2 protein-coding genes are annotated in these 1923 nt (G+C 67.3%); both read left to right on the top strand.

Features of this window, described 5'->3' with window-relative positions:
- The coding region (locus AC5WS8_RS39045; RefSeq protein ID WP_496108220.1) for a transposase at positions 1–439 on the top strand (439 nt) is incomplete at its 5' end.
- Between the two features lie 330 nt (positions 440–769).
- Positions 770–1923 (top strand): hypothetical protein (locus AC5WS8_RS39040; protein WP_496108219.1); only part of this gene is annotated, 1154 nt, incomplete at its 3' end.

Genomic DNA, 1923 nt, shown 5'->3' with positions numbered 1-1923 from the left:
GCTGCGCGGATGGCGGCGCGTGGATGCCCGGCCCCGCCGGACCAAGGTCGACTGGGCGCGCCAGGTCGAGCACCTGCTGACCGTGGACTATCCCGACGCCGCCGCGGTCGTGTTGGTGATGGACAACCTCAACACCCACAGCATCGCCTCGCTCTCCGAGGCGTTCGACCCGGAGAAAGCCTTCGCGCTGGCACAGCGCCTGGAGATCCACCACACCCCGAAACACGGATCCTGGCTCAACATCGCCGAGATCGAGCTCTCCGCGCTCACCCGCCAGTGCCTGGACCGCCGCATCGACGACCTCTCCGTGCTCAACGCCGAACTCGCCGCCTGGCAGCAGCAGACCAACAGCGACCAGCGCCAAGTCGACTGGCACTTCACCACCGACGACGCCCGCGTGAAACTGCGCCACCTCTACCCAACCACACAGCAAAGTTAAGCCGCGACAATCTACTAGGCGCGCACGTGCGTTCCGCCAACAGCTTGTGATCAGCCGTGGTGTGCTGATGGGGGAATGACAGGGTTTCTGCGGCGGCTCCTGCTGCCTGGGACCTCATTGGACACGCTGCCGGCGCGTCGTGAAGCGAAGGGTTCAGGCGCAGGACGGTCCGCTGCGCAGTGGGACCCGCAGTAGCCTTTTTCGGTCTGACTCGGCTCCCAGTGGGAGGTTCGCGGGGCCGTCGCGAGGGATCTTCGAGTGACGGCACGTTCGGTGCGGCGCCGGCGGCGGGCGGTGAATTCGCCATCGTTCGCGGAGTGACTGCCGGTCGTGATCACTGATGTGCAAGGCATGATTTTTTGCTGGGAGGGGGGACGGCTGGTACAGGGGCTGCCATGCTGGTTGTTCGGATTCTGCGGGGAGGGGAGTGGCGCTTTGGCGGGGTTCGACACTGGGGGCGGTGGGGAAAGGCCGCACGTTTCGGTGGGGCGGCCGCGCCTGGATATCGGTGATGGGGTTGCCGATGAGGTGCGGAAATGGCTGGAAGCTTTGCGGGCCTTGGTTGATGGCGCCGGTGACACCGATAGTGCGGTCGCCAGAATGCTGGGCTTCAGCCCGGCGAAAATGTCCAGGGCCTTGAACGGTATCGAGGTGTTCTTCTCCCGGGAAGACCTGGAGAATCTGTTCACGAAATGTCGCCCCGGCGTGACTCCCGAGGTCCGGGCTCATATCACGGGGGTATATATGGCTGCTTTGGCGGTGCAGCCGAACCGGCGTGAGGCATATGAGCGTTACCGCCTGCTGGATGACTACGATGCCGCGAGGGCGGAGGTTTCTCGGCTTCAGCAGCGTGTTGACCAGCTGCAGGAAGAGCAGGCCGCGTACGGAGAGGCGGTGCGACGGCAGCGGGCGCGTACGGCTGCTTTGCAGGAGGCGGCAGGACGGGAGCACCAGGGCCTGCTGCGTTCACTTCAGGCGGCACTGGGCAGCGAGCGTGCCGGTCATGCTCTCACGCGCAGGGAGCTGTTCGATGCGCAGGCACTCCTGCGGGAACTCGAGCAACGGTTGGAGGAGTCTGCCGCCGAGGTAGCTGCGGCGCGCCGTGAACGGGACGGTGCACGCCAGGAGGCGGCCCGCTTGCGCGAGGAGTTGGTGGGCCTGCGCGAGCAGGTTCGCGGACTGCAGGAGCGGGAGGCGCAACGCCACCGGCAGGACGCGGTGGTGGCGGAGGCGGAAGGGGTGGTCGAGCAGGCCCGCGGTGCTCTGGCGGGTCCGGACCTGGCGCTCACGCCGCGGCCCGGCAGTCGGGACAGCGAGACCTCAGCCCGCAGCCCGGGCGTTGTTTCAGGACCGGAAAAAACGCAGGCTGGGGCGGGCGCAGCGCAAGGCACCGCATTCCGCGCAACGCAGGCCGGGCAGGACACGGCAGGCCGCGCGCGGAGCGAAGCTCGCCAGGCTCTGGCCGAACTGCGCCCACAGCAGAC

It is taken from the genome of Streptomyces sp. PTL18 (assembly GCF_059510295.1).
Note: the sequence above shows the minus strand (reverse complement) of the source record. Positions and strands in the feature narration are given on the sequence as shown.